This window comes from Inquilinus limosus MP06 (assembly GCF_000767795.1).
Classification (GTDB): domain Bacteria; phylum Pseudomonadota; class Alphaproteobacteria; order DSM-16000; family Inquilinaceae; genus Inquilinus; species Inquilinus limosus_E.
This window is the reverse complement of the sequence record NZ_JANX01000729.1, coordinates 1-2,581: the sequence shown is the minus strand read 5'-3', so window position 1 is coordinate 2,581 and position 2,581 is coordinate 1. Positions and strand designations below refer to the sequence as shown.

The 2,581-nt window shown below is 70.9% G+C and carries 2 protein-coding genes; one reads left to right on the top strand and one right to left on the bottom strand.

Translation table 11 applies throughout. From position 1 onward, the window contains the following. Positions 1-1,103: MmgE/PrpD family protein (locus P409_RS31545; protein WP_052121629.1), on the top strand; the 1,103-nt coding region annotated here is incomplete at its 5' end. An 8-nt stretch (positions 1,104-1,111) separates the two neighbouring features. On the opposite strand, the gene P409_RS31540 is transcribed toward P409_RS31545, so the two are convergent. Further along, positions 1,112-2,047, bottom strand: coding sequence for a LysR family transcriptional regulator (locus tag P409_RS31540; RefSeq protein WP_052121628.1), 936 nt, complete (start codon positions 2,045-2,047; stop codon positions 1,112-1,114). Between the last annotated feature and the right edge of the window lie 534 nt (positions 2,048-2,581).

The window sequence follows — 2,581 nt, the reverse complement described above, 5'->3', positions numbered from 1 at the left end:
CCGGCTGGCATGCCACCTCGACCGTCGGCTGCATCGGCACCGCGGCCGGCGTCGCCTGGCTGCGCGGCCTGGACGAGGCCGGCATCGCCCGGGCGATGAGCCTCGCCGTCAGCATGGCCGCCGGGGTCAAGGGCCAGTTCGGCACGCCCGCCAAGCCGCTGCATGCCGGCCTCGCCGCGCGCAACGCGGTCGAGGCGGCGGCGCTGGCGGAGCACGGCATGACCGGCCGGCCCGACATCCTGGAGGCGCCGCAGGGCTTCCGTGAGCTGTTCGGCGGGCCGGATGCCACGGGCTGGGATGCGGTCGCGATCGGGGCGCCGCATGTGATCGAGAGCGAGGGGCTGATGCCGAAGCGCCACCCCTGCTGCGGGTCGACCCACAACGCCGTCGACATCGTGCTCGACCTGCGGGCGCGGCACGGCTTCGCGGCGGAGGAGGTGGCGGCGGTGGAGACGCTGGTCGGCATCGCCAATCGCCGCAACCTGGCCTATCCGGACCCGGCGGACGAGATGCAGGCGCGCTTCTCGATGCAATACTGCGTCGCCCTGGCGCTGCGGAAGGACCGGCTGGAGCTGTCGGATTTTTCCGAAGCGGCGGTCGCGGCCGGGCTGGTGCGGGCGCTGCTGCCGCGGATCGGGATGGCCTCCTACTCGGTGGAGGAGGAGCGGGCGGCGGCCGGGCGGACGCTGCCGCACCGGGTCACCATCCGCCTCGCCGACGGCCGGGTGCTGTCGGGCGAGCGGGCCGCGGCCAAGGGCACCATCGCCGATCCCTTCGACGATGCCGACCGCCGGGCGAAGTTCGCCGATTGCTGCCGCGGCGTGCTTGATGCAGCAGCGACGACCCGCCTGCATGACCGTCTCGACCAGCTGGACGAGCAGGAGAGCCTGGCCTTCCTTGAGCCCGCGCTCGGTCAATCTGCCTATGGCATCGATTCATTCCCGGGCGCACTCCGATTGCCTCTCCCGCTTGCGGGAGAGGCCGGAGCCGCGCCGGCGGCTCCGGGTGAGGGCCTACGACCGCGATTCCGGGAGCCAAGGCTTCAGAATCGTGAGCGGATCGTCCGCTCGCTTGCGCCCTGCCGATCGGAACCTGAATCGTGAATCCCGGGTCAGCCGACCGAGACCCTGCGCGGCACCGGCATCGCCTCCCGCCAATCGGGCACGGCCGACCAGAACCGCTCGGCGCAGGGGCGGCTGGCGGCGGAGGTGCGGTAGAGGCGGATCTCGACATCCAGCGTCCAGGCCGGGCTGCCGGCCCGGACCAGCGCGCCGGAGCGCAGCTCCTCCGCGATCAGGCTTTCCGGGATCCAGGCCAGGCCGCGCCCCGCCAGCGCCATGGCCTTGAGGCCGGCGGACATCGCGTTCTCATAGACCACCGCCAGCGGCAGCGGCCGCTCGGCGAACAGCTTGACCAGGCCATGGCCGAAGAAGGAGCCGCTGCCGTAGCTGAGATACTGGATCGGCCCGCCGCCGGTCCCGACCGCATGCCGGGGCCGGCCCCGCGCATCGGGGGCGGAGACCGGGATCACCCGCTCCTCGCCCAGGCAGCGATGCTCGCAATAGGCCAGCTCGCTCATCAGCGGCACGGAGTCATGGGCGTAGGTCAGCAGGAAGTCGCTGTGCCCGTCGATCAGCGTGGCGATGATGCCGGCGAAGGTCGACCGGGTCTCGCAGAAGCGGGTGCGCGTCGGGCCGACCCGCTCCTCCATCCGCCGGATCCAGTCCGGGAAGAAGGTCAGGGACAGGGTGTTCAGCGTGGCGAAGGACAGCACATCCTCCGCCGCCGCATGCCGGTCGCGCAGATCGGCGCGGGTCTGCAGCACCAGGTCCAGGATCTTTCGCGCCCGCGGCAGGAAGTCCTGGCCCTCCGCGGTCAGCCGGACCGGATAGCTGGTGCGGTCGAACAGCGGCACGCCGATCCAGCCCTCCAGCTGCCGGATGCGGCGGCTGAGGGCGGATTGGGTGACGTGCCGCTCATCCGCGGAACGGGAGAAGCTCGATGTCGCGGACAGACTGAGAAAATCCTCCAGCCATTTGACTTCCATCACGGACCTCCGCTCGGGGTTCGGGGCAGCTCCGACACGCGATCTCGACAGGATGGGCCGGGGCCTGGCGGACAAGCGGCCGCAGGATCCCGCTGCGTGATACTGCGTCATCCGCGGCGGCTGTGGAACCGGAGCGCATGCAGGCGGCGTACCAGCCGCCTTTTGCTGGCCTTCGGGCGCTCCGGCCGGGCGGCGGTGACCGGCGGGCGGGCACAATCCGGCGAAGTGATCAAGCCGTGGGCAACGGCGCGGTTCAGCGGGCCGTCCGGATTTTGTACCTGCGATCTTTGAGATCGCTTCCCCAGCCCTTCCCCGTCATGGCGGCTACCGCATCTACAGATCGGGCAGCGGTGCAGCGGTAGCGAACGGCGGGTCTATGAACAGATTGCCTCTCCCGCTTGCGGGAGAGGTCGGACATCCGAAGGATGGCCGGGTGAGGGCCAGCGGTCTCGCCAAGCACACGAAGCTCGCCGTGAGCAAACGCACGATCCGTCCTGTCCTGAAGCGGTGATCCTGGTGTCGCCGCCGCAAAGC

Coding starts and splice junctions, on each gene's coding strand:
- P409_RS31540 (WP_052121628.1), bottom strand. CDS start 2,047: ATGGAAGTCAAATGGCTGGAGGATTTTCTCAGTCTGTCCGCGACATCG.